Source organism: Micromonospora sp. II (assembly GCF_001709195.1).
Taxonomy (GTDB): Bacteria; Actinomycetota; Actinomycetes; order Mycobacteriales; family Micromonosporaceae; genus Micromonospora; species Micromonospora chalcea.
The window spans coordinates 363,654-386,736 of sequence record NZ_LYXF01000067.1 but is presented as its reverse complement, the minus strand read 5'-3'; the positions used below and the strand labels follow the sequence as shown (position 1 = coordinate 386,736).

At 72.8% G+C, this 23,083-nt stretch carries 26 protein-coding genes; 12 read left to right on the top strand and 14 right to left on the bottom strand.

The genetic code is table 11. The features are described 5' to 3' along the window. Nucleotides 1-37 precede the first annotated feature (37 nt). Nucleotides 38-208, top strand: coding sequence for a hypothetical protein (locus A8711_RS32535; RefSeq protein WP_166456064.1), 171 nt, complete (start codon nt 38-40; stop codon nt 206-208). Beyond that, nucleotides 208-558, top strand: coding sequence for a DUF3140 domain-containing protein (locus A8711_RS27650; protein WP_043324444.1), 351 nt, complete (start codon nt 208-210; stop codon nt 556-558). The genes A8711_RS32535 and A8711_RS27650 overlap by 1 nt, the downstream gene beginning before the upstream one ends. Before the next feature lie 47 nt (nt 559-605). Here the strand turns inward: A8711_RS27650 and A8711_RS27645 are convergent, their stop codons facing one another. From A8711_RS27645 to A8711_RS27635, 3 genes are read right to left on the bottom strand one after another with little or no spacing between them, the layout of a single operon-like run. After that, a complete protein-coding gene (locus tag A8711_RS27645; RefSeq protein WP_043324442.1) occupies nt 606-842 on the bottom strand; it encodes a hypothetical protein in 237 nt (78 codons plus the stop codon). A 20-nt stretch (nt 843-862) separates the two neighbouring features. Then, complete coding sequence (locus A8711_RS27640; protein WP_043324440.1) at nt 863-1,849, bottom strand: LysR family transcriptional regulator; 987 nt, start codon at nt 1,847-1,849, stop codon at nt 863-865. A gap of 47 nt (nt 1,850-1,896) precedes the next feature. Then, nucleotides 1,897-2,514, bottom strand: a complete 618-nt coding sequence (locus tag A8711_RS27635) for a hemerythrin domain-containing protein (RefSeq protein ID WP_043324439.1) — start codon at nt 2,512-2,514, stop codon at nt 1,897-1,899. A gap of 127 nt (nt 2,515-2,641) precedes the next feature. On the opposite strand from A8711_RS27635, the gene A8711_RS27630 reads away from it, so the two are divergent. Beyond that, nucleotides 2,642-3,970, top strand: a complete 1,329-nt coding sequence (locus A8711_RS27630; RefSeq protein ID WP_043324436.1) for a M20/M25/M40 family metallo-hydrolase — start codon at nt 2,642-2,644, stop codon at nt 3,968-3,970. Nucleotides 3,971-4,032: 62 nt separating this feature from the next. After that, nucleotides 4,033-4,686 carry a hypothetical protein gene (locus A8711_RS27625; protein WP_030504008.1) on the top strand — a complete coding sequence of 218 codons (654 nt, stop codon included), beginning with the start codon at nt 4,033-4,035 and terminating at the stop codon, nt 4,684-4,686. 54 nt (nt 4,687-4,740) lie between these two features. Here A8711_RS27625 and A8711_RS27620 read toward each other — a convergent pair whose 3' ends face one another. Further along, the gene (locus A8711_RS27620) at nt 4,741-4,932 is read right to left on the bottom strand and encodes a DUF5703 family protein (protein ID WP_043324435.1); all 192 of its coding nucleotides are present in this window, start codon (nt 4,930-4,932) and stop codon (nt 4,741-4,743) included. A gap of 70 nt (nt 4,933-5,002) precedes the next feature. Further along, nucleotides 5,003-5,971: an aldo/keto reductase gene (locus A8711_RS27615; RefSeq protein ID WP_030504007.1), complete on the bottom strand. Its 969-nt coding sequence runs from the start codon at nt 5,969-5,971 to the stop codon at nt 5,003-5,005. 163 nt (nt 5,972-6,134) lie between these two features. On the opposite strand from A8711_RS27615, the gene A8711_RS27610 reads away from it, so the two are divergent. After that, nucleotides 6,135-7,187: an LLM class F420-dependent oxidoreductase gene (locus tag A8711_RS27610; protein WP_043324433.1), complete on the top strand. Its 1,053-nt coding sequence runs from the start codon at nt 6,135-6,137 to the stop codon at nt 7,185-7,187. Next, nucleotides 7,184-8,020 (top strand): undecaprenyl-diphosphate phosphatase, encoded by an 837-nt coding sequence (locus A8711_RS27605; protein ID WP_043324430.1) that lies wholly within the window; start codon nt 7,184-7,186, stop codon nt 8,018-8,020. The genes A8711_RS27610 and A8711_RS27605 overlap by 4 nt, the downstream gene beginning before the upstream one ends. Before the next feature lie 56 nt (nt 8,021-8,076). Here the strand turns inward: A8711_RS27605 and A8711_RS27600 are convergent, their stop codons facing one another. Then, nucleotides 8,077-8,667 (bottom strand): hypothetical protein, encoded by a 591-nt coding sequence (locus A8711_RS27600; RefSeq protein ID WP_069089806.1) that lies wholly within the window; start codon nt 8,665-8,667, stop codon nt 8,077-8,079. 875 nt (nt 8,668-9,542) lie between these two features. Here A8711_RS27600 and A8711_RS27595 point away from each other — a divergent pair. From A8711_RS27595 to mshC, 4 genes are all read left to right on the top strand, one after another. Next, on the top strand, nt 9,543-10,256 hold the full coding sequence (locus A8711_RS27595) for a histidine phosphatase family protein (RefSeq protein WP_069089805.1): 714 nt from the start codon (nt 9,543-9,545) through the stop codon (nt 10,254-10,256). Between the two features lie 86 nt (nt 10,257-10,342). Beyond that, entirely contained in the window at nt 10,343-10,924 is a 582-nt protein-coding gene (locus A8711_RS27590; RefSeq protein ID WP_043324423.1) for a DUF3090 domain-containing protein, read from the top strand. After that, nucleotides 10,921-11,739, top strand: coding sequence for an SCO1664 family protein (locus A8711_RS27585; protein WP_069089804.1), 819 nt, complete (start codon nt 10,921-10,923; stop codon nt 11,737-11,739). Before A8711_RS27590 ends, A8711_RS27585 begins: the two co-directional genes overlap by 4 nt. Before the next feature lie 67 nt (nt 11,740-11,806). Beyond that, nucleotides 11,807-13,045 carry a cysteine--1-D-myo-inosityl 2-amino-2-deoxy-alpha-D-glucopyranoside ligase gene (gene mshC / locus A8711_RS27580; RefSeq protein ID WP_069089803.1) on the top strand — a complete coding sequence of 413 codons (1,239 nt, stop codon included), beginning with the start codon at nt 11,807-11,809 and terminating at the stop codon, nt 13,043-13,045. Nucleotides 13,046-13,465: 420 nt separating this feature from the next. On the opposite strand, the gene A8711_RS27575 is transcribed toward mshC, so the two are convergent. Both A8711_RS27575 and A8711_RS27570 read right to left on the bottom strand, forming a co-directional pair. Beyond that, a complete protein-coding gene (locus tag A8711_RS27575) occupies nt 13,466-14,257 on the bottom strand; it encodes a GntR family transcriptional regulator (RefSeq protein WP_064446114.1) in 792 nt (263 codons plus the stop codon). 115 nt (nt 14,258-14,372) lie between these two features. Beyond that, entirely contained in the window at nt 14,373-15,242 is an 870-nt protein-coding gene (locus A8711_RS27570; protein ID WP_013286081.1) for a PAC2 family protein, read from the bottom strand. A 240-nt stretch (nt 15,243-15,482) separates the two neighbouring features. On the opposite strand from A8711_RS27570, the gene metH reads away from it, so the two are divergent. Then, nucleotides 15,483-18,998, top strand: coding sequence for a methionine synthase (metH, locus tag A8711_RS27565; protein WP_176722895.1), 3,516 nt, complete (start codon nt 15,483-15,485; stop codon nt 18,996-18,998). 141 nt (nt 18,999-19,139) lie between these two features. Here metH and A8711_RS27560 read toward each other — a convergent pair whose 3' ends face one another. The 5 genes from A8711_RS27560 to A8711_RS27540 form a co-directional block, all read right to left on the bottom strand. Next, complete coding sequence (locus tag A8711_RS27560; RefSeq protein ID WP_043324412.1) at nt 19,140-19,541, bottom strand: hypothetical protein; 402 nt, start codon at nt 19,539-19,541, stop codon at nt 19,140-19,142. Nucleotides 19,542-19,612: 71 nt separating this feature from the next. After that, nucleotides 19,613-20,014 (bottom strand): hypothetical protein, encoded by a 402-nt coding sequence (locus A8711_RS27555; RefSeq protein WP_069089801.1) that lies wholly within the window; start codon nt 20,012-20,014, stop codon nt 19,613-19,615. A 146-nt stretch (nt 20,015-20,160) separates the two neighbouring features. Continuing rightward, nucleotides 20,161-20,841, bottom strand: coding sequence for a DUF6069 family protein (locus tag A8711_RS27550; protein WP_233607711.1), 681 nt, complete (start codon nt 20,839-20,841; stop codon nt 20,161-20,163). A gap of 5 nt (nt 20,842-20,846) precedes the next feature. Next, nucleotides 20,847-21,848, bottom strand: coding sequence for an RNA polymerase subunit sigma-70 (locus A8711_RS27545; RefSeq protein ID WP_369830131.1), 1,002 nt, complete (start codon nt 21,846-21,848; stop codon nt 20,847-20,849). A gap of 72 nt (nt 21,849-21,920) precedes the next feature. Continuing rightward, entirely contained in the window at nt 21,921-22,256 is a 336-nt protein-coding gene (locus tag A8711_RS27540; RefSeq protein WP_069089798.1) for a YnfA family protein, read from the bottom strand. A 267-nt stretch (nt 22,257-22,523) separates the two neighbouring features. Here A8711_RS27540 and A8711_RS27535 point away from each other — a divergent pair, with 267 nt between their 5' ends. Beyond that, nucleotides 22,524-22,703 carry a hypothetical protein gene (locus A8711_RS27535; protein ID WP_043324402.1) on the top strand — a complete coding sequence of 60 codons (180 nt, stop codon included), beginning with the start codon at nt 22,524-22,526 and terminating at the stop codon, nt 22,701-22,703. 9 nt (nt 22,704-22,712) lie between these two features. Here the strand turns inward: A8711_RS27535 and A8711_RS27530 are convergent, their stop codons facing one another. Beyond that, the gene (locus A8711_RS27530; RefSeq protein WP_124778818.1) at nt 22,713-23,078 is read right to left on the bottom strand and encodes a hypothetical protein; all 366 of its coding nucleotides are present in this window, start codon (nt 23,076-23,078) and stop codon (nt 22,713-22,715) included. Between the last annotated feature and the right edge of the window lie 5 nt (nt 23,079-23,083).

The window sequence follows — 23,083 nt, the reverse complement described above, 5'->3', positions numbered from 1 at the left end:
CGGACCGCCTCGTCACCGACGGATCGAAAGGGCGGACATGACCGAACCCGAGGAGGTCCCCGACGGCGACATCGGGGCCGGTGAGCCGATCGAGGCGGCCCCGACGGCGAACCCGTCCCGGGTGCGGGTGCCGCCGGAGGGCCTGAAGCAGCACACACCGAACGAGGGCGAGCCGGCATCCGGGCCGCCGCCGGCAGAGGAGGCGTGATGGCACGCGAGGCGCGACTCGACCCCGAGGTCGAGGTGATCTGGGACGACTTCCACGCCGAGGTGAACGTGTCCTCCGAGACGCTGCGGCAGTGGCTGCTGACCCGCGGCTCGGGGGAGGAGGCGTTCGGCCCCGGCCCGGACCTCGACCTGCCCGAACCCGGCCGGCAGATCCTCGCCGTGCTGCGCAAGCGCAAGGTGGACCTCACGCCGGAGGACATCGAGGTGATGCGCGAGGCGATCACCCGGATCCGGGAGCTGACCGCGCAGCGGCCACGCCGGGGCAACGCCGACGACGAGTGGCGGCACGCCCTGCTCGACCTCGGCCACGACGTCCTGATCGAACGCTGAGCCGGTACGCCGGCGCCCGGGCGGGTCACCCACCCGGGCGCCGGCGTCTACTCCGACTCCAGGCTGGGCAGCCGCAGCCCGGCCGCGTCCGCCGCGGCCAGCAGGTCGTCCCGGGCCCGCTCCGCACGGCTGAGCAGGTTGGCGTACTCGGTGACGTCGGCCGGGTCCGGCACCTCCGGCAGCCGCCGCAGGAACGCCTCCACCTCGGCGGCGGCGGTGGTGTGCGCGGTGGCCGCCTGACGCAGCAGCTCCCGCTGGTCGGCGGCCGGATACAGATCAGTCATGTCGCCGGTGTTACCCGGGTTCAGGCGATTCGCACCCCGCCGGTGCCGTTGGGCTGCACGCCGAACTCCGGGTGCGCCAGCAACCAGCCCAGATAGTCGGGATGGTTGGCCAGCGCGTCCGTGTACGCCGCCACCGCCGCCGCCAGCACCGGGTCGGCCACCGCGGCCGCCGGCACGTCCGGGTGCCAGCCGAGCAGCAGCCGCCAGCGCAGCGGCGAACCGGCCAGCCGCCGCGTGACCAGCCCGGCGACCGGCCGGAACGTGGCCTGGCACAACGCCACCGCCTCGCCCGCGTCCACCAGCTCCAGGGCGGCCCGCACGTCCGCCTCGTACACCTTCTTGGGGGTGAAGCCGGCGCGGGCGCACGCGGCGGCGAAGCAGTCGCCGAAGCAGCCGTCGCCCGGCGCGGCCACCCACCGCTCGTGACTCAGGTCGACCAGGTCGATCTCGGCGCGACCGGCCAGCGGGTGGGTCTGCGGCAGCAACACGCAGATCGGCTCCACCGCCACCTCCCGCCAGCTCAGCCCGAACCCCGCCGACGGCGTCGAGTCGCCGCACACCCCGGTGAGGGCGAAGTCGAGCCGGCCGCCGGCCACCATCTGCGCCAGCTCGTCCACCGACCACGAGGCGTACGTGGTGATCTGCGCGTCCGGCCGCTCGGCGGCGAGCCGGTGCACCAGCCGGCCCATGATCGGGCTGTTCACCCCGCCGAAGCGGTAGCGGCGCAGCGGGTCGCCCGCGCCGGCCATCCGGGCCGCCTCGTCCCGCAGGCCCTTCATCGCCGGCAGCAGCACCCGCGCCCGGTCCAGCACCAGTTCGCCCAGCGCGGTCGGGCGGGCGCCGCGGCGGTCCCGTTCGAACAGCGGCCCGCCCAGCGCCCGTTCGATCCGCTGAAGCTGGGCGGTCAACGCCGGCTGGGCCAGGCCGAGCGCCGAGGCGGCCTTGGTGACGCTCCCCGTCTCCGCGATCGCGCAGACCACACGCAGGTGTCGCAGCTCCAGATCCATACCGTGACGGTAGGACCACGAACCGATACGCGAAAGGGGCGATCGGCTCAGCTCTGGCGGCGGTGTTCCAGGTCACTCAGCCGGGTACGCCGTCCGGAGACCGCGTCGCGCACCTTGTCGAGCACCCCGACCGCCGGCTCGACGATCTTGTTCCAGGGCGGGGTGGCCGGCGTACCGGGGTGCGGCCGGGTCGGCGCCGCCTCCTCCGCGATCTCCCACCGGTTGCCCAGCCGGATCAGCTCGGCGTCGCTCGCCACCTCCCGCAGCGGCGTGACCAGCGCGGCGACGCGGCTGACGTGCCGGCGCACCCGCTCGGCCACGTCGGCGACCGCCGGGTCGTCCGCGCCGGACAGCTCCTTGAGCGCGGTCAGCAGCCCGGCGTCGGCCTCGATCTCCCGCTCCACCAGCTCGACGGCGTCCGGCATGGCGGCCCGGGCCGCCGGGAACAGGTACTGCTCCTCGGCCGACAGGTGCCGGGACACCGCGGCGGTCAGCACGTCCAGCACGTCGCGCCGCTCGGCCGCCGTCAGCGCCGCGTCGCTGACCCGGTCGGCCAGCCCCAGCAGCGCCCGGTGCTCGGTGTCCACGAGGTCGGCCACGCTTCGCCCACCCGGCCGGTACGCGTCGTCGGCGGCGGGCGGCAGCGGCGGCAGCGGGACGGTCATGGGGCCCTCCTCGTGACGGCCGGGGTCGATGTCCCGGGCGCCTCCGCCGGTACCCGGCCGGGAGATCCACGAAACCGCGGCGCGCACCGACGGCCGCGACGACCCCGCCTGCTGATATAAGGAAGCGATGACGAGCGACGCCCTCCCCGCCCGGCCCGACGCCACCGACGAGGTCGTGGACCTCTGCCGCGACCTGCTGCGCATCGACACCACGAACACCGGCGACAACGACACCAGCGTGGGGGAGCGGCGCGCCGCCGAGTACGTGGCGGAGAAGCTCGCCGAGGCCGGCGTCGACGCCGAGATCCACGAATCCGCCCCCGGCCGGGCGAACGTGGTCGCCCGCATCCCCGGCACCGAGCCGGGCCGCGACGCGCTGCTCGTGCACGGCCACCTCGACGTCGTGCCCGCCGACCCGGACGAGTGGTCGGTGCACCCGTTCTCCGGCGAGATCCGCGACGGCTACCTGTGGGGCCGCGGCGCGATCGACATGAAGGACTTCGACGCCATGGTCCTCGCCGTGGTCCGCGGCTGGCAGCGCGCCGGCGTCCGCCCCCGGCGCGACATCGTGCTCGCGTTCACCGCCGACGAGGAAGCCGGCAGCGACTACGGCGCGCACTTCCTCACCCAGCGGCACCGCGACCTGTTCGACGGCTGCACCGAGGCGATCGGCGAGGTCGGCGGCTTCTCCTACTCCGTGGACGAGCAGCGCCGGCTCTACCTGATCGAGACCGCCGAGAAGGGCATCGACTGGCTGCGCCTGCACGCCAAGGGCCGGCCCGGCCACGGCTCGATGATGCACGACGACAACGCGGTCACCGCGCTGGCCGAGGCGGTCGCCCGGATCGGCCGGCACCGCTTCCCGGTGGTGATGACCGACACCGTACGCGCCTTCCTGGCCGAGGTGTCCGACGTGCTCGGCATCGAGATCGACCCGGACGACCCGGAGACCGCGATCGCCAAGCTCGGCCCGATCGCCAACATCATCGGCGCGACCATCCGCAACACCGCCAACCCGACCCGGCTGGCCGCCGGCTACAAGGACAACGTCATCCCCGGCCGGGCCACCGCCACCATCGACTGCCGCAGCCTGCCCGGACAGAGCGAGGAGCTGGAACGGCAGCTGCGCGAGCTGGTCGGGCCGGACATCGCCATCGAGTACGTCCAGCGCCAGCCGGCCCTGGAGACCACGTTCGACGGTGACCTGGTGGCGGGCATGTCGGCCGCGCTGCGCGCCGAGGACCCCGGCGCCCACCCGGTGCCGTACATGCTCTCCGGCGGCACCGACGCCAAGGCGTTCTCCCGGCTCGGCATCCGCTGCTTCGGTTTCGCGCCGCTGCGGCTGCCCGCCGACCTCAATTTCTCCGGCCTGTTCCACGGCATCGACGAGCGGGTTCCGCTGGACGGACTACAGTTCGGCGTGCGGGTTCTGGACCGCTTCCTGCGTACCTGCTGACCGCGCCCACAGCGGCGCCGTCGGCACGGAACCCTCCCCCCATCGCGAAGGGACTGCCACACATGACCGACCAGCACGGTGAGCTGGATGCCGCCCTCGAGCGGGTGATCGACGCCGCTCGCGCCCACCTGGCCGCCGTCCGGGCCGCTCAGGGCCGGATCGACGACGACGCCGTCTGGCAGGCGTACGTCGCGTTGAACAACGCCTCGTTCGCCTACGACGAGCAGCTGCTCGACGCGTTCGGCGAGGTGACGCCCTGGGACGTGGAGTCGATCGACCCGGACGAGGCCGACGAGCGCTTCGGTGCCGTGGAGGGCGGCGAGCCCACCGACCCGCACCCGCGGGTCATCTCGGTGCGGCAGCGGCGCGACTACCGGGTGCCGAGCGTCGCCGCGCTGCTGCGTGCCGCCGAGGCGGCCCGCCGCGACGGCACCCCGGAGGACGACGAGCCGGCCCCGGTGGAGGGCGTCGGCGAGGCGGTGCTGGAGCTGCTGCAGAGCGGCGACGGCTCGCTGTCCGCGCTGGACGTGCCGGAGCTGGAGCCGCTCGACGGCGTGGTCATGGTCAGCGAGGTCGGCACCCCGGTCGACCTGGAGTCGTTCGACGACGACGACCCGGTCGGGCCGTTCCAGCCCGCCGCCGACGACCGGCTGGTCGGCCGGCTCGACGAGCACCCGTTCATGGAGCTCGACGAGGAGCACGACCACGCGCACTAGGCCGTGCGCGTCCCCGGGGCGGCGCCGCGGCGCGCGGCCCCGGGGACGGGCCCGTCAGTACGACAGGCCCGGCTGCGGCTTGTTCACCAGGCGGCGGCGCAGCACCACCTGCCGCGTGCCGTCCCGGTAGAGCCGCACCCGGGCCAGCTCCCAACCGGAGAACTCGGCCTGGATCGCCAGCTGCGCCGCGGCGGTCAGCCGATCGACGTTCGAAGGCAACCGCAGCGGCGCGTATTCGTAGTCCATGCCCCTATGCTGCCCAGGTCGCGGGCCCTCCGCCACCCCCTGACGGTGACCCGGACCGCCCCGCCGCGGCTCATCCGTCGCGCTCCGGGTAGCCCACCGGCACCGCCGACACGTCGTCCAGCGCCGTGACGATCTCCTCCGGCAGCGTCATCCGCTCCACCTGCAACGCGCCGAGCAGCTGCCCGACGGTCCGGGCGCCCAGGATCGGCGCGGTCACGCCGGGCCGGTCCCGCACCCAGGCCAGCGCCACCTCCAGCGGCGACACGCCGAGCCCGCCGGCCGCGATGGCGACCGCCTCCACGATGCTGGAGCAGCGCGGCTCCAGGTAGGTGGCGACGAACCGTTCGAAGTGCGGCGACACCGCCCGCGAGTCGGCCGGGCGGCCGTTGCGGTACTTGCCGGTCAGCACGCCCCGGCCCAGCGGCGACCAGGGCAGCACGCCCAGCCCCATCCCGGCGCAGGCGGGCAGCACCTCCCGCTCCACGCCGCGCTCCAGCAGCGAGTACTCCACCTGCGCGGCGACCACCGGGGCGCGCCCCGGCCAGGCGGCCTGCCAGGCGGCGGCGCGGGCGGTCTGCCAGCCGGAGAAGTTCGACACGCCGACGTAGCGGGCCTTCCCGCTCGACACGGCATGGTCCAGGGCCGAGAGCGTCTCCTCCAGCGGGGTGTCCGGATCGTACCCGTGCACCTGCCACAGGTCGACGTGGTCGGTGCCCAGCCGGCGCAGCGAGGCGTCGAGCGTGCGCAGCAGGTGCCCGCGCGAGCCGTCCCGGCGGCGGCTGCCCGGCCGCAGCCCCGCCTTGGTGGCGATCAGCAGCTCGTCGCGGTCCACCAGGCTGCCCAGCAGCGAGCCGATCACCGATTCGGCGTCGCCGTCGGCGTACACGTCCGCGGTGTCCACGAGGTTGCCGCCCGCGTCGAGGAAACTCTTCAGCTGGGCGGCCGCGTCGTCGGCGTCGGTGTCGCGTCCCCAGGTCATGGTGCCGAGCGCGAGCCGCGATACCGCCAGCCCGCTTCGGCCGAGCGGTCGCTGTTGCATGCGTGAACCTTATTTCGAACCCGGCGTCACGGATATCCTCGCCGCAGTCAAGTTCCCGCGCGACATCAGACCGGTGTGACATGTTCGGGTGAGCCGGACGTCGAGGGCGCCACGCTCATTGCGTAACCTGATGCGACCTGTGGTGCGGATGGCGGGAGGATCAGTGCGACTCGGGCTCAACCTCGGATACCAAACGGCGTGGAGCACGCCGTTCGACCACCTGGCATTGGCCCAGGAGGCGGACCGGCTCGGCTACTCGGTCGTGTGGGCCGCGGAGGCGTACGGCTCGGACTCGCCGAGCATCCTGTCCTGGATCGCCGGACAGACCGAGCGGATCGACGTCGGGTCGGCGGTCATGCAGATCCCGGCCCGCTCGCCCGCCATGACCGCGATGACCGCGGCGACCATCGACACGATCTCCGGCGGCCGGTTCCGGCTCGGCCTGGGCGTGTCCGGCCCGCAGGTCTCGGAGGGCTGGCACGGCGTGCGGTTCGCCAAGCCGCTGGCCCGCACCCGGGAGTACGTGGACATCGTCAAGCTGGCGGTGGCCCGCAAGGAGGTCGCGTACGACGGCGAGCACTACACGCTGCCGCTGCCGGACGGCCCGGGCAAGGCGCTGCGGCTGGGCTTCCACCCGCCGCGCGAGCACATCCCGATCTACCTGGCCGCCGTCGGCCCGAAGAACCTGGAGCTGGCCGGCGAGATCGCCGACGGCTGGCTGGCCGTCTTCTACTCCCCGGAGTTCGCCGAGGAGCACCTCGCCTCGGTCCGGGCCGGCCGCGCCGCCGCCGGCAAGGAACTGGCCGGCTTCGACGTGGTGCCGTCCGTGCCGGTGGTGGTCGGCGACGACGTCGCCACCTGCGCCGAGCTGGTCCGCTGGTACGCCGCGCTGTACGTCGGCGGCATGGGCAGCCGCAAGCAGAACTTCTACAACCAGCTCGCCACCCGGATGGGCTACGGCGACGCGGCCCGCGAGGTCCAGGACCTCTACCTGGCCAAGCGGCAGCGCGACGCGGCCGCCGCCGTACCGATGGAGTTCATCGACCGCACCTCGCTGCTCGGCCCGAAGGAGCGCATCGCCGAGCGCATGCGGGAGTACGCCGCCGCGGGCGTGACCACGCTGTCGGTGTCGCTGTTCGTGGCCGACCGGGAGAGCGGGGTGCAGACCCTGCGGACCGTCGCCGAGGCGCTGGAGCTGTCCGGAGTCGGGGAGTGACCTGGATCGAGGCCATCGTCCTGGGCCTGGTCCAGGGGCTGACCGAGTTCCTTCCGGTGTCCTCGTCCGGGCACCTGCGGATCACCTCGGAGCTGTTCTTCGGCCGGGACGCGGGCGCGTCGTTCACCGCGGTGACCCAGCTCGGCACCGAGGCCGCCGTCCTGATCTACTTCGCCAAGGACATCTGGCGGATCGTCCGCACCTGGTGCCTGGGCCTGTTCGACCGCTCGGTGCGCTCCAGCCTCGACTACCGCATGGGCTGGTACGTCATCGTCGGCACCATCCCGATCGGCATCTTCGGACTGATCTTCAAGGACCAGATCCGCACCGCCGGCCGCAACCTCTGGCTGATCTCCTGCACGCTGATCATCGGCGCCGTGCTGCTGGCCTTCGCCGAGTACTGGGGCCGGCAGACCCGTACGCTGGAGAACTTCCGGATGCGCGACGGCGTAGTGATGGGCTTCGCCCAGGCCGCGGCGCTCGTACCAGGCGTGTCCCGCTCCGGCGGCACGCTGACCGCGGGCCTGCTGCTCAACCTGACCCGGGAGACCGCGGCCCGCTACTCGTTCCTGCTGGCCATCCCGGCCGTGGTGATCTCCGGCGTGTTCAGCCTGCCGGACGTCTTCGAGCCGTCCGCGCCCGGCACCGCCGCGCCGAGCGTGGCGCAGATGGTGGTGGCGACGCTGATCGCGTTCGCCGTCGGGTACGCGGCCATCGCCTGGCTGCTGCGCTACGTCGCACACCACACGCTGTACGTCTTCGTGCTCTACCGGGTCGCGCTGGGCAGCCTGGTGATCTGCCTGCTGGCCACCGGCACGATCAGCGCCACCTGACGCTGTCATGCGAAAGGCCGGCACCCGATGTTCGGGGTGCCGGCCTTTCGCTTGTCTCAGCTGTTCCAGTGCTCGGCGACCAGGTCGGCGGCCTGCTGCTCCCACTGGGCGTAGTGGTCGGGGTACGCACTCACCTGGACGGTCTGGGCGGCCTTGGTCAGCGGCATGTCCTTCCAGCCGTCGACCTGCTTGAGGCCCTTGAGGAACGCGGTGGTGGAGTATTCGGGGTCGGTGATCTGCTCGACCGTGCCCCAACCGGAGGACGGGCGCTGCTGGAACAGGCCCTGCGAGTCGTGGTCGTTGCGGTCACCGAGGTGGCCGAGGTTCTCCAGCTTCGACTCCTGCAGGGCGGTGGCGATGGAGACGACGGCGGCGCGTTCGTCCATGCCGGCCTTCTTGGTGGCGGCGATGATGGCCTTGACGTTGGCGGTCTGCTCGTCGTCGAGGTCGATGCGGGACTGGGTGCCCTGCACGCCGTGCGGGATCAGCGCGGCGCTGTCGAGCTTCGCGGCCTGGGTGGTGGTGACCGCGGCGGCGTTGCGGGTGGTGGGGGTGCTGGTGTCGTGGTTGAGGGGGCCGGCGGCGAGGCCACCGGCGACGGTCAGACCGGCGATACCGAGGATGCTCTTGCGCAGGATCGTGTTCATGAGGGGGCTCCATTCGGGGGTCGACGCACCCGGGGGCGAGTGCGTGGGCACCGTCAGGCGCTCAGAGAAGTCTGGGGGGATCCGGCGTCTGCTCACGCGGACCGTGGACGCCGGGGGTGGCGTGCGGGGCTCGCTGGTCGCGCCGGAGACATGTCCAACGACCGCCGGCCCGGGATCATTCCCGGACGCTGCCGCCCGCCTTCTCGGGCTGCGGGGGCGCTGCTGCGGTCGTTCACCAGATATAACGCCCCGGCCCCGCAGGCGATTCCGCCGTGCGGGTGTCCCCGACCACCCCGAAATCAGACACCCGACGCAAACGGACACTCCCTCCCCGACACGCCCCGCTCTCTCGTTCCGACGCATCCGGCCCACTCCGCCGACCGCTCCACCTGCGCACGCCCATCTCCGCCCCGCTCACGTAGCGCCCGCTTACGTCGCGCCCACGTCGCGCCCGCCAACGCCCGGGCTTCCCTGCCGCGTCGATCATGAAGTTGGCGGCACCTCGTGTCCGTTTTGTCGCCGTCAACCTCATGATCGTGTGGGAGGTCGGGTCGCCGACGGCAGATCAGAAGCGCATCGCCGTCTCGAAAGGGCTCGCCGGAGATCTTGGTACGTAACGGCCCCTACAAGGGCGGGAACGTACCAAGATCTCCGGCGTGCGCCGCTACCTCAGGAGATCTTGGAAGGAAATGGCTCTCATAGGGGCCCAAAACTTCCAAGATCTCCGGCGGAGTGCCGCGCGAGACGAACGAGCTGCGCAATGCGACGGGCGATCACGATCGACGCGGACGGGATGTGAGGGCGGGGACGGGGTGTGAGGGCGGGGAAGGTCGGCGTCGTGGCGGGACGATCAACGTCGGGGCGTACCGCCTAGGGTGGTCTGCGTGGCGACCCTTCTGCTTCTGCGACACGGCCGGACCACCGCGAACGCCGACGGCGGCCTGGCCGGGCGGCAACCGGTCGAGCTGGACGACACCGGCCGGGCGCAGGCGACGGCGGTGGGCGCGCGCCTCGCCGGGCTGCCGCTCGCGGCGGTGGTGACCAGCCCGCTGATCCGCTGCCGGCAGACCCTCGAACTGGCGCTGCCGCACGCCGAACCGGTGGTCGACGACGGGCTGATCGAGTGCGGGTACGGCGACTGGGAGGGGCAGTCGCTGAAGAAGCTGGCGAAGGAGCCGCTCTGGCCGGTGGTGCAGCAGCATCCGAGCGCCGCCGCGTTCCCGCAGGGGGAGTCGATGGCGGCGATGTCCGCGCGCGCGGTGGCGGCGGTACGGGCGTGGGACGCGCGGGTCACCGCCGAGCACGGACCGGAGGCGGTCTGGCTCGCGTGCAGCCACGGTGATGTGATCAAGGCGATCGTGGCGGACGCGCTCGGCGTACACCTTGATCTTTTTCAGCGGATCGTGGCCGACCCGGCGTCGGTGACCGCGATCCGCTACACGCCGCTGCGGCCGTTCCTGGTCCGGCTCAACGACACCGGCGGCGACCTGTCGGCGCTGGTCCCGCCGCCGCGCAAGCGGCGCCGGCGCGCGGCGCGGCCGGCCGAGTCGGACGCGGCGGTCGGCGGGGGCGCGGGCGCGGCCGGATAGCCGGCCCGGCGCGGCGCGTTCGCTCTGGGCGGATTCGGCGTCGGTGGGCTGCGCGGCACTTCCACGCGCCGGATAGGGTCGTGGGTATGACGCACCAGGTGCACGCCTTCGAGCCGCCGGAGCGGTTCGTCGCCGGTACGGTCGGCCCGCCGGGGGAGCGCACGTTCTTCCTCCAGGCGCGCGGCGGCGGCCGGCTGGTCAGCGTGTCGCTGGAGAAGGTCCAGGTGTCGTTGCTCGCCGAGAAGCTCGAGGAGCTGCTCGCCGAGGCGCAGCGCCGCTTCGGCGTGCAGCTGCCGGAGGCCGCGCCGCCGACGGGCGGCGACAACGAGCCGCTCGACACCCCGGTGGACGAGGAGTTCCGCGTCGGCACGCTGGGCCTGGCCTTCGACGTGGACACCGCGACAGTGGTGATCGAGGCGATCGCCGTGGGCGAGGCGGAAGTCGAGGTCGAGCTGGGCGACGCGGACGACGACGCCGACGAGGAGCCGGACGAGCCGGACGACGACCTCGACCGGCTCCGGGTCCGGCTGACCCCGGAGGCGACCCGCGAGTTCATCGAGCGGGCCAAGCGCGTCGTCAACGCCGGCCGTCCCCCCTGCCCGCTGTGCGGGCAGCCGCTGGACCCGGCCGGTCACCTCTGCCCCCGGAACAACGGCTATCACCGGTGACGTCGTCGGAACTGCAGCCCCGACAGGACGGAGCCGAGGCGCTGCGGCTGCTCGCCGACGGTGAGCTGACCCTGGAAGGGCGGCTTGTCGACGCCTCCAACGCCACGCTGCGCGCCATCGTCGCGCTCGGCGACGTCACCGCCCACTGTGTCTACAAGCCGGTGCGCGGTGAGCGCCCGCTGTGGGACTTCCCGGACGGCACGCTCGCCGGCCGCGAGGTGGCCGCCTACCTGGTGTCCCGGGCCACCGGCTGGGACCTGGTGCCCCCCACGGTGCTGCGGGACGGCCCGTTCGGCCCCGGCTCCTGCCAGCTCTGGATCGACGAGCCGGACGACGCCGAGCCACTGGTCGGGTTCGTGCCGGCGCGGGAGATCCCGCCGCGCTGGTTCCCGGTGGCCGCGGCCCGCGACGACGACGGCGCCGCGTACGCGCTGGCGCACGCCGACGACCCCCGCCTGGCCCGGCTCGCCGTGCTCGACGCGGTGATCAACAACGCCGACCGCAAGGGCGGTCACGTGCTCGTCGGCCCGGACGACCGGATCTACGGCGTCGACCACGGCGTGAGCTTCCACGTCGAGGAGAAGCTGCGTACGGTGCTGTGGGGCTGGGCCGGCCGCGAGCTGCCGCCGGACGCGGTGGAGATGCTCGACGGCCTGGCCGGTCAGCTTCGCGGCCCGCTCGGCGAGGAACTCGCCGAGCACCTGACGATCGGCGAGACGGCGGCGCTGGCGGCCCGCGTCGAGCGGCTGCGCGGGACCGGCCGGTTCCCGCTGCCTCCCGAGGAGTGGCCGGCGATGCCCTGGCCGCCGATGTGAGCCGCTGTCGCGTTGATCACCCGTAGGGCGGCACCCGAGCGTCTGACGGATCGTTAGGCTGGCGGTCATGGAGTCTTGGGCGGGACACGAGGTGCCGCGGCTGCCCGGCGAGGGCGTGCCGCTGCGGTTGTACGACTCGGCGCGGCAGGGCGCCCATCCCAGCCGGCCCGAGGGCGCGGCCTCGATGTACGTCTGCGGCATCACCCCGTACGACGCCACGCACCTGGGGCACGCCGCCACCATGATCGCGTTCGATCTGGTGCAGCGGATGTGGCGCGACGCCGGCCTCGACGTGCGGTACGTGCAGAACGTCACCGACATCGACGACCCGCTGCTGGAACGCGCCGAGCGCGACGGCGAGGACTGGAAGGTCCTGGCCATGCGGGAGACCGCGCTGTTCCGCGAGGACATGGAGGCGCTGCGGATGATCCCGCCGGCGCACTACGTCGGCGCTGTCGAGTCGATCCCGGAGATCGCCGAGAAGGTGCTGGTGCTGCTCAAGGACGGCGCGGCGTACCGGCTCGACGACGGCACCGGCGACGTCTACTTCGACATCTCCGCCGCCCCGCGCTTCGGCTACGAGTCGAACCTGTCCCGCGAGGAGATGCTCGAACTGTTCGCCGAGCGCGGCGGCGACCCGGAGCGCGCCGGCAAGCGCGACCCGCTCGACCCGCTGCTGTGGCGCGGCGCCCGCGAGGGCGAGCCGTCCTGGCCCGGCGGCGAACTCGGCGCGGGCCGCCCCGGCTGGCACATCGAGTGCACGGTCATCGCGTTGAACCTGCTCGGCGACCGGATCGACGTGCAGGGCGGCGGCAACGACCTGATCTTCCCGCACCACGAATGCTCCGCCGCGCACGCCGAGCGGCTCACCGGCGAGGCGCCGTTCGCCGACCACTACGTACACGCCGGCATGATCGGCCTGGACGGCGAGAAGATGTCGAAGTCCCAGGGCAACCTGGTCTTCGTGTCCCGGCTGCGGGCCGACAAGGTCGACCCGATGGCGGTGCGGCTGGCGCTGATGAGCGGCCACTACCGCACCGACCGCTCCTGGACCGACGATCTGCTCACCGAGGCGCAGGAGCGGCTGGGCCGCTGGCGGCGGGCCGCCGCCGCGCCGGCCGGGCCGTCGGGGGCGGCGTTGCTGGCCGAGGTACGCGAGCGCCTGGCCGACGATCTGGACACGCCGGGCGCTCTGGCGGCGGCTGACCGTTGGGCCGACGGAGCGTTGAACGGCGTCACGGACGACCCGGAGGCCCCGGTGCTGTTCACCGACACGGTCGACGCGCTCCTGGGCATCGCCCTGTAGCCGTTCCGCCCGGCCGCCCGCGCACCCGTCCCTCGCTCACCCGCCCCCGCCCCCGCGCCGCGCCGCGCCGCGCCTCGTCCTCGCCTCGCCTCGCTCCCGCCTCGCCTCGCCGATCTTGCACTTGCGGCCCGCGTTCTCGCCGTTTCGCCCCAGTTTGCGGGGTCCGAAACCGCAAGATCGCGTCGCTCGGCGGGCGGGTGGAACGTGACGGGTGTCTCGAGGGCGGTTTGACACCCACGGTGTTCCACCCGGCACGACCCGACCCGGGGGCTCCGCCCGGGCGTGGCCGTTCCGGGAGCATGTGTGCGCCGGCCCCGCCGGCACGCCTCGGCGATCTTGCACTCGCGGCCCCTGGAGCGTCGGAAATGCGCCGTCTGCTGGGGCGGAAAGTGCAAGATCGCCGGGGCGGGGGCAAAGCGGTCAGCCCAGGACCAGGCCGGGGTCGGGGTCCTGGTCGGGAGCCGGGGCGGGGATCCTGTACTCCTCGGTGAGCGTGGTCATCGGGCCGGGCCAGGTCGCCTGCGCGACCTCGATCGGCTTGCGTCGCTCGTCGTACGCCACGTGCAGCAGGTGCAGCACCGGCGTGTCCGGGCGGATCTGGAGGATCTCCGCCTCCTCCCGGCTGGGCTGGCGCGCGCTGATCGTGTCGGTGGCGGTGACGTACCGCCGGCCGGTGACCTCCTCGGCCTCCTGGTAGAGCGGCCGGCCGAACGCCTCGGCCCGCTCCAGTGACGTGCCGGCGGTGTCGGCGGGCAGGAACCAGGACGCGCCGACCTCGACCGGGGAGTCGTCGGTGCGTACCAGGTGCCGGCGGCAGAGCAGTTCGGTGCCGTCGGCGACGCCGAACGCGTCGGCCACCTCGGCCGGGGCGGGGGAACGGCCGACCGAGACGAGTTGCTGGCGGTACCGGGCGGCCAGGTCGGTGTGGTAGCCGCGGAAGCCGCCGTACCGGCCCCGGGACAGGCGGTTGAGGCGGCGCCGGGTGCCCCGGACGTACGTACCGGAGCCGGGTTTGGTGATCAGGATGCCCTCGACCCGCAGCTGGTCGACGGCGCGCTGCACGGTCTGCTTCGCCACGCCGAACATCTCGGCGATGGCCGGGATGGACGGCAGCCGCTCGCCGGGGCCCCAGTCGCCGCGGCGCACCTGGGCCTTGAGCTGCGCGGCGATCTGCCGGTGCGGGAACTCGGCCGCGCCGGGGTTGATCTGCATCCGGGCCTCCTCAGAACAGCTAGGTTCCTAGGATGCCCTAGAGGGTATGACCGCGCCACCCCGGACACGCAGAAGCCGGGCCCCGGCAGGGGGACCCGGCTTCGACGGAAAACGGCTACCAGGAACCCGCTGTCGGCCCGGCGGAACCGCCGCGGCGACGCAGGTACTTCTCGAACTCCTGGGCGATCTCGTCCCCGGTCAACGGGGTGATGCCGGCGTCGCCGACCCGTTCCTCCAGCTCACGCACGTACTCGCCGAGTTCCGCGTCCTGCTCGGCGGCGCTGCGCACCCGCTGCTCCCATTCGGCTGCCTCCTCGGCCAGGTCGGCCATCGGCACCGGCAGGTCGAGTACCTCCTCGACCCGGTGCAGCAGCGCCAGCGTGGCCTTCGGGCAGGGCGGGTTGTTGGCGTAGTGCGGCACGTGCACCCAGAACGACACCGCGTCGACCTCGGCGCGGGTGCAGGCGTCGTGCAGCACGCCGACGATGCCGGTCGGCCCGTCGTACCGGGTGGGGGTGAGCTGGTAGCGCTTGGCGGCGTCGGCGTCCGACGCGCTGCCGCTGATCGGCAGCGGCCGGGTGTACGGCACGTCTGCGAGCAACGCGCCGAGCAGCACCACCCGCTCGACCTCCAGGCTGTGGCAGATCTCCAGCACCTGCTCGCAGAACGTCCGCCAGCGCATGCTCGGCTCGATGCCCCGGATCAGCACCACGTCCCGTTCGGTGCCCTCCGGGCTGGCCACCATGAACCGCGTGGTGGGCCACTCGACGCGCCGGGTCTCCCCGTCGGCCATGGTGATCGTCGGGCGGCTCACCTGGAAGTCGTAGAAGTCCTCCGGGTCCAGCTCGGTCACCTCCCGGGCCTGCCAGACCTGCTCCAGGTGTTCCACGGCGGCGGTGGAGGCGTCGGCGGCGTCGTTCCAGCCCTCGAAGGCCGCGATGGCGACCGGCGAGCGCAGTACCGGCAGCCCGTCGAACTCGGTCACGCCGTCACCTCACCCTGCTCGTCGGGCGCGGCGTCGCCCCGTCGCACTGTCGCACCCCTGTTGTCCTTCACGTCCGCCAGCCTACGTGCCGCCGCCGGAGCGGGCCCGTCGGCCGCGCCGGTCGCCGAGCCCGACCACCCGGGCGAACCGGCGCAAAGGCGTACGCGGTCCGCCGGGCAGTATGTGGGAAGGCCCGGTTCGGGTGAGTCTGGCGTACTCGGGCGCACTAACCTGGGCCATGTGCCTATTTCGTTGCGTGACCTGCTGGCCGATCGGATCCTGATCGCGGACGGCGCGATGGGGACGATGCTCCAGGCCGCCGATCTCACCCTTGACGACTTCGACGGCCTCGAAGGCTGCAACGAGATCCTCAACGTGACCCGGCCGGACGTGGTCCGAGGCGTGCACGACGCCTATCTGGCCGCCGGCGCGGACTGCGTGGAGACCAACACGTTCGGCGCGAACCTGCCCAACCTCGCCGAGTACGGCATCCCCGGCCGCATCCGGGAGCTGTCCGAGGCGGGCGCGCGGATCGCGCGGGAGGCCGCCGACGAGTACGCGACGCCGGAGCACCCCCGGTTCGTGCTCGGCTCGATGGGTCCGGGCACCAAGCTGCCCACGCTCGGGCACGCGACCTACGCCTCGCTGCGTGACGCGTACCAGGAGAACGCCGCCGGTCTGATCGCCGGCGGGGCGGACGCGCTGATCATCGAGACCTGCCAGGACCTGCTCCAGGTCAAGGCGGCGGTGGTCGGGTCGAAGCGGGCCCGTGCCGAGGCGGGCCGGGACGTGCCGATCATCTGTCAGGTGGCGGTGGAGACCACCGGCACGATGCTGCTGGGCAGCGAGATCGGCGCGGCGCTGACCGCGATCGAGCCGCTCGGCGTCGACCTGATCGGGCTCAACTGCTCGACCGGCCCGGCGGAGATGGGCGAGCACCTGCGCTACCTGGCGCAGCACTCGCGTATCCCGATCTCGGTGATGCCGAACGCGGGCCTGCCGGTGCTCACGGCCGACGGGGCGTACTTCCCGCTCAGCCCGGACGAGCTGGCCGACGCGCTGGAGCGGTTCGTCACCGACTACGGCGTGGGCCTGATCGGCGGCTGCTGCGGCACCACCCCGGAGCACATCCGGGTGCTGGTGGAGCGCCTCGGCGGGCGGGCGCCGGTGGCGCGGGAGCCGAAGCCGGAGGCCGGGGTCTCCTCGATCTACCACCACGTGCCGTTCGCCCAGGACGCCAGCATCCTGATGGTGGGGGAGCGGACCAACGCCAACGGCTCGAAGGCGTTCCGCGAGTCCATGCTCGCCGGGGACTGGCAGGCCTGCGTGGAGGTCGCCCGCAGCCAGGCCCGGGACGGCTCGCACCTGCTCGACCTCTGCGTCGACTACGTGGGCCGCGACGGCACGCAGGACATGCGGGAGCTGGCCGGGCGGTTCGCCACCGCGTCGACGCTGCCGATCGTGCTGGACTCCACCGAACCGGCGGTGATCGAGGCCGGCCTGGAGATGCTCGGCGGCCGGTGCGTGGTCAACTCGGTCAACTTCGAGGACGGCGACGGCCCCGACTCCCGCTATGCGCGGGTCATGCCGGTGGTCAAGGAGCACGGCGCCGCCGTCGTGGCGCTGCTCATCGACGAGGAGGGCCAGGCCCGCACCCGCGATTGGAAGGTACGGGTGGCCTCCCGGCTGATCGACGACCTGACCGGCCGGTGGGGGATGCGCCGGGAGGACATCCTCATCGACGCGCTGACGTTCCCGATCGCCACCGGGCAGGAGGAGACCCGCCGCGACGGCATCGAGACGATCGAGGCGATCCGGGAGATCGCGGCCCGTTATCCGGGCGTCAACTTCACCGCCGGCATCTCCAACGTCTCGTTCGGCCTCAACCCGGCGGCCCGGCAGGTGCTCAACTCGGTGTTCCTGCACGAGTGCGCCCAGGCCGGGCTGACCTCGGCGATCGTGCACGCCAGCAAGATCCTGCCGATGTCGCGGATCCCGGACGAGCAGCGCGAGGTGGCGCTCGACCTGGTGTACGACCGGCGCCGCGAGGGCTACGACCCGGTGCAGCGGTTCATCGAGGCGTTCGAGGGCGTGGACGCGGCGTCGGCGCGCGCCACCCGGGCCGAGGAACTGGCCGCGCTGCCGCTGGACGAGCGGCTCAAGCGGCGGATCATCGACGGTGAGCGCAACGGCCTGGAGGCCGACCTGGACACGGCGATGGCGCAGGGGCGTACGCCGCTGTCCATCATCAACGACCTGCTGCTGGACGGCATGAAGGTGGTCGGCGAGCTGTTCGGCTCCGGCCAGATGCAGTTGCCGTTCGTGCTCCAGTCCGCCGAGGTGATGAAGACCGCGGTGGCGTACCTGGAGCCGCACATGGAGAAGACCGATGACGACGGCAAGGGCCGGATCGTGCTCGCCACGGTGAAGGGCGACGTGCACGACATCGGCAAGAACCTGGTCGACATCATCCTGTCCAACAACGGCTACGACGTGGTCAACATCGGCATCAAGCAACCGATCAACGCGATCCTCGACGCGGCCGAGGAACACCGCGCCGACGCGATCGGCATGTCCGGCCTGCTGGTCAAGAGCACAGTCATCATGAAGGAGAACCTGGCCGAGATGGCCTCCCGCGGCGTGGCCGAGCGCTGGCCGGTGCTGCTCGGCGGCGCGGCGCTGACCCGCGCGTACGTGGAGGACGACCTGCGGTCGATCTACCCGGGTCAGGTGCACTACGCCCGCGACGCGTTCGAAGGGCTGTCCCTGATGGACCGCGTGATGGCGGCCAAGCGCGGCGGCGCGCCGGTGATCGACCCGGAGCGCGAGGCGGCGCTGGCGGCCCGCCGGGAGCGCCGCGAGCGGCAGCGCGCGCAGGTGCGCGAGGCGCTGCCCGAACTGGACGACGCCTCGGTCCGCTCCGACGTGGCGGTGGACGTGGCGGTGCCGAAGCCGCCGTTCTTCGGCACCCGCGTCGTCAAGGGCGTGCCGCTGGCCGACTACGCGGCGCTGCTGGACGAGCGGGCCACGTTCCTGGGCCAGTGGGGGCTGCGCGGCGCCCGCGGCGGCAAGGGCCCGTCGTACGAGGAACTGGTCGAGACCGAGGGCCGGCCCCGGCTGCGGTACTGGCTGGACCGCCTGATCTCCGACCAGGTGCTGGAGGCGGCCGTGGTGTACGGCTACTTCCCGGCGTACTCCGAGGGCAACGACCTGGTGGTGCTGGACGAGAACGGGCACAGCGAGCGGGCCCGGTTCTCCTTCCCCCGGCAGCGGCAGGAGCGGCGGCTGTGCCTGGCCGACTTCTTCCGGCCCAAGGGCGACCAGCTCGACGTGGTGGCGTTGCAGCTGGTCACCGTCGGGCAGCCGATCAGCGAGTACACGGCGAAGATGTTCGCCGGTAACGAGTACCGCGACTACCTGGAGGTGCACGGCCTGTCGGTGCAGCTCACCGAGGCCCTCGCGGAGTACTGGCACCGGCGGATCCGCGCCGAGCTGGTGCTGCCCGGCGGCGGCACGGTCGCCGACGAGGATCCGGCCGACCTGGCGGGTCTGCTGCGCACCGACTACCGGGGCTGCCGGTACGCGTTCGGCTACCCGGCCTGCCCCGACCTGGAGGACCGGGCGAAGATCGTGGAGCTGCTGGGGGCCGAGCGGATCGGGGTGCAGTTGTCGGAGGAGTTCCAGTTGGTGCCGGAGCAGGCCACCGACGCGATCGTGGTGCACCACCCGGAGGCGAACTACTTCAACGCCAAGTGATCGCCGTAGGCGCTCTGACCTCCGGTGGAGCGCCTACGGCAAGCTCCAGCCGTTAGAGGTGGACCAACGGTGCCGAACCGTGACCATGCAGCCTCGAACCGGCGGAACAACGCCGCCCTTACTCATGTGGTCGGTGTGCCGTCACGTGTCGTAGAGGCCGTCCCACGGCTCGTGGAACCCTAGGCGATCCGGATACAGCTCGACCCAGTCGACGTGGCTGCCGTCGCCCGCCCGGTCGCCGGACTCGTCGACCAGACCGAACACGACGCCGTCCTGACGGGTCTGGAACAGTTGTACGGCGATGTCGCCGTACGACCTGCCGGGCAGGCTCGCGAGCAGCCCGTCGAGCGCCTCGCTCAGCGCGCCTCGATGCGGAACCCGCGTAATGGTCGAGTTCCGGTACGTCCCGTCGTGGTCGAACAGGTGCACGTACGCGTGGTGGTCCCACGCCGAGGCGAGGAACAGCCCTTCGTCGTAGCGGCCGATCGTGTCCGTCCGGTGGCCGGGCTCGTGCGCGATGGGAATCAGCCGGGGTACGGGCACCCGGTCAAAGTAGCGTACGAGCGCGGGGCGCCCGCCGCGACGGCGGACGCCCCGAAGCGTCGACGTGCCGGTCAGCCGATCAGCGTGACCGAGTAGTCGTACGTCGTACCGGTCACCGAGTACGTGGCGGTCTGCCCGTTCTCGCAGTACGACACGAAGCTGCTCGGGGTCCGCGTCGCTCCGGCGACCGCGTCCACCACCGGGCGGACGTCGGCGCCGACCGGCAGCGCCGTGGTGGTGAGATCGATCGTCCGCGACTGGTTGATCGGGTAGTTGTCGGTGTTCGCCGTCTCCAGGCCGTTGCTCGCCTGAACGCTGAAGGACATCACGAAGGCGGCGTTGTTCACCACGGCGATGCGCTGAACGCAGGGTTCGGCCTGCGCGCTGGCCGCGGAGGCCCCAGCCAGTGCCGATGCACCGGCGGCGAGCGTCCCGGCGAGTGCGGCTCCGACGAGCCTGGCGCGGAAGGTCATGGTGTCACCTCTCGGTCGAACGTGGCGCCGGGCGCCGACTGGCGGCGCCCGGCGTTCGGTCCATATCGGAGTGCCCGCACGTTTTCGATCGAACCCTGCGAATCAAGAGTGTTTTGTGGCCCAGCCCACTCACCGGGAGCGGAGTGTCAGTCGGTCCTCGCGACCAGGCATCGCGTCAGGGCGGGGATCATCACTGCCGCCGCGACCAGGTGCATCGCGACCAGCGTGACGCTCGTCGTGGCGGTGGCCCCGACGAGGAACGGCGGCGCCAGCGACAGCGTGGTCAGCGCCACCGCCGTCCACACGAACCGCGACGCGGGACGCGCGCTGAACCGCAGCAGTACGGCGGCGATGACGACCCCGACGAGGGAGAAGAATCCGGTCACCACGGTGAAGCCGCCGAGCGGGATGGCCTCGTCACCGCCGTCCGGGATCGCGAAGTCGACGCCGGCGGCCCGCGCGAGCGCCGCGCCGAGCGTGGTTGCAGTCATCGCGACGAGTGTGGCGACGACGCCGGTGACGGCGAGCCGCCGGAAGCCGTGCGAACGGCGAGAGCCCACGCCGGTGCCGGTGCTGCTGATCATGTCGCTCCTCCAGAAGTCGGGGGTCAGGACTCGTACCGTCGCGGTGCGGCGGCCGGGGTTGCGCAGCGCGCGTACTCCGGTGTCGCGCAGCCAGAAGCCGGCGTCGCGGCGCAGGACCGGCCCGGGCGCGCCGTCGCGCGGCTCCAGCTGCACCCGTCCGCGTGTGACCACGCCGTACGCGTGCTGCCACTGGGCTGCGACCACCGCGACGCGCGCGCCGCCGGGCAGCGCGAGCGTCCGCACCGGCACTACGGGGTACGGTCGGCCGGCAGGCGCTCGGGCAGCCCGAGGCGCGGGAACTGGTCGGCGTGGAACGTGACGATCTCGGTGATCGCCCCGCCGGTGACGCGCAGGGCGTCGACGGTGAGCGGCAGGTACGCGCCGTCGCTCTCCTGCCACAGGTAGAACGCGACGGCGGGCTGCCGGTTCACGGCGGTGGGCACGGCCCGCATGCTGCCCAGGCTCTCGAAGCCGTCCGCGACCCAGTCGGCGACCACCGCGTCCCGGCCGATCTGCAGCCCCGGGGTGGGGGGCATCGAGCAGCGCACGTCGTCGCGCATCATGGCGGCGAGAGCGGCGACGTCCTTGGCGACGGCGGCGTCGGTGAAGCGGCGTACCAGCTCGCGGGTGCGGGTGTCCGCCTCGTCGCCGGTCCAGTCCTGCCGCTGCGCGGGCAGGTGTTCCCGCATGCCGGCGCGGGCGCGCTGCAACGCGCTGTTCACCGAGTTGACCGAGTCGCCCAGGAGTTCCGCGACGTCCTTGGCCGGCCAGCCGAGCACGTCGCGCAGGATCAGCACGGCACGCGGGCGTGGCGCGAGGTGCTGCACCGCGACCAGGTACGCCAGCTCGATCGTCTCCCGCGCCACCGCGACGGCTTCCGGCTCGTCCGCGCCGGCCGCGGGCAGCTCGTCGAGCAGCCGGTCCGGGTAGGGCTGCAGCCACCGCACCTCGCCGCCGGTTGCGGGCTCGGGCCGGCACTTGGCCAGCAGGTCCAGGCAGGCGTTCGTGGCGATGCGGTACAGCCAGGCCCGGAACGTGGAGCGGCCGGCGAACGTCTCGCGCCGCCGCCAGGCGCGCAGGAACGTCTCCTGGACGGTGTCCTCGGCGTCCTCGAACGATCCGAGCATCCGGTAGCAGTGCACGTGCAGCTCCCGCCGGTGCCGCTGCGCCAGCCCGGCGAACGCCGGCTCGTCGACCTCACCCAGATCGCGTACGCCCAGCTCCGCCCGCCGTGGCTCCGCACCCATCACGTCATCCTCCCGCCTCGTCGTGTCCCGTCGTCTGTGTGACGGGAACGGGCGGGAAAACTCATCACCGCGCCGTCAGCTCGTGCGCGGCGCGTACATGATGAGCGCGACGCCGACCAGGCAGATGGCCGCGCCGGCGAGGTCGTAGCGGTCGGGCCGGAACTTGTCGACGACCATGCCCCAGGCGAGCGACCCGGCGACGAACACGCCGCCGTAGGCGGCGAGGATGCGGCCGAAGTTCGGGTCCGGCTGGAACGTGGCGACGAATCCGTAGGCGCCGAGCGCGATCACCCCGGCGGCGATCCAGAGCAGGCCGCGGTTCTCCCGCCAGCCCTGCCACACCAGCCAGGCGCCGCCGATCTCGGCGAGCGCGGCGAGCAGGAACAGCAGGATGGACCGGACGACAGTCATGCGTCAGACCGTAGCCGGGCGCGAGGGTCGCGACGCCTGGCACGGCGACCTGCTGCGCCACCTGCGGGCCGCCCGGTCCGCAGGCGTGATCACCAGCCGCCACCTGCGGCGACGTCGGGAATACGGCTGTGCTCGGCGGCCCGGCGGACTACCGTCACCGGAGTACGGGCCGACGCCGGACCAGGCGGCGCGTCCACGCCCCCGCCGTCGGCGTTGACGTGGCGGAAACGCCCGAGGGCGAGCATGGGTACAACGAAAGGGGCGGACATGACCGACGAGGTGACGTCGCAGGTCCCGCCGGACCCGGCTCCCGTGCTGAGCGCGCCCGCCGGCACCGGGCCGGTCGGACCGCCGAGCAGCCTGGACCTGTGGGCGCGTGCCCAGGTGCTGCACCGCTGCTTCGGCGACGACGACGGCGAACCGCACATCATGCGCGGCCTGGACTGACCACGCCGCTCAGCGCACCGTCACGCCGGCCCGCGCCAGCGTCTCCGACCAGGACGCGAGGTCGGGCACCGGCTCGGTGCGGGCGCTGAGCTCGTCCAGCCGCCGCAGTTGTTCCCTGCTCGGTGACGGTGAGACGGTGGCACCCACGCCGACCAGGGCGTACCGGTGGCCGCCGACGGTGAGCAGCATCGTGCCGAAGATCGTTCCCCGGGCCTCGACCTGCCCGACGGGCGCGGCGAACACCTCCGCGCCGTGCCGGTCGCCGGCCCGCAGCCAGCCCTCGTCGAGGGTCATCAGCACCGGCACGCACCGCAGGCCGTTCCAGAGACTACGTCGCCAGTAGACAATTCCGGCGTACGACGGGTGCGGCTCCATCCCGG

Bases quoted from the DNA above. Each gene is read 5' to 3' on its own strand.
- A8711_RS32535 (WP_166456064.1), top strand. From the start codon at position 38: ATGACCGAACCCGAGGAGGTCCCCGACGGCGACATCGGGGCCGGTGAG.
- A8711_RS27650 (WP_043324444.1), top strand. From the start codon at position 208: ATGGCACGCGAGGCGCGACTCGACCCCGAGGTCGAGGTGATCTGGGAC.
- A8711_RS27645 (WP_043324442.1), bottom strand. From the start codon at position 842: ATGACTGATCTGTATCCGGCCGCCGACCAGCGGGAGCTGCTGCGTCAG.
- A8711_RS27640 (WP_043324440.1), bottom strand. From the start codon at position 1,849: ATGGATCTGGAGCTGCGACACCTGCGTGTGGTCTGCGCGATCGCGGAG.
- A8711_RS27635 (WP_043324439.1), bottom strand. From the start codon at position 2,514: ATGACCGTCCCGCTGCCGCCGCTGCCGCCCGCCGCCGACGACGCGTAC.
- A8711_RS27630 (WP_043324436.1), top strand. From the start codon at position 2,642: ATGACGAGCGACGCCCTCCCCGCCCGGCCCGACGCCACCGACGAGGTC.
- A8711_RS27625 (WP_030504008.1), top strand. From the start codon at position 4,033: ATGACCGACCAGCACGGTGAGCTGGATGCCGCCCTCGAGCGGGTGATC.
- A8711_RS27620 (WP_043324435.1), bottom strand. From the start codon at position 4,932: ATGGACTACGAATACGCGCCGCTGCGGTTGCCTTCGAACGTCGATCGG.
- A8711_RS27615 (WP_030504007.1), bottom strand. From the start codon at position 5,971: ATGCAACAGCGACCGCTCGGCCGAAGCGGGCTGGCGGTATCGCGGCTC.
- A8711_RS27600 (WP_069089806.1), bottom strand. From the start codon at position 8,667: ATGAACACGATCCTGCGCAAGAGCATCCTCGGTATCGCCGGTCTGACC.
- A8711_RS27590 (WP_043324423.1), top strand. From the start codon at position 10,343: ATGACGCACCAGGTGCACGCCTTCGAGCCGCCGGAGCGGTTCGTCGCC.
- mshC (WP_069089803.1), top strand. From the start codon at position 11,807: ATGGAGTCTTGGGCGGGACACGAGGTGCCGCGGCTGCCCGGCGAGGGC.
- A8711_RS27575 (WP_064446114.1), bottom strand. From the start codon at position 14,257: ATGCAGATCAACCCCGGCGCGGCCGAGTTCCCGCACCGGCAGATCGCC.
- A8711_RS27555 (WP_069089801.1), bottom strand. From the start codon at position 20,014: ATGACCTTCCGCGCCAGGCTCGTCGGAGCCGCACTCGCCGGGACGCTC.
- A8711_RS27540 (WP_069089798.1), bottom strand. From the start codon at position 22,256: ATGACTGTCGTCCGGTCCATCCTGCTGTTCCTGCTCGCCGCGCTCGCC.
- A8711_RS27535 (WP_043324402.1), top strand. From the start codon at position 22,524: ATGACCGACGAGGTGACGTCGCAGGTCCCGCCGGACCCGGCTCCCGTG.
- A8711_RS27530 (WP_124778818.1), bottom strand. From the start codon at position 23,078: ATGGAGCCGCACCCGTCGTACGCCGGAATTGTCTACTGGCGACGTAGT.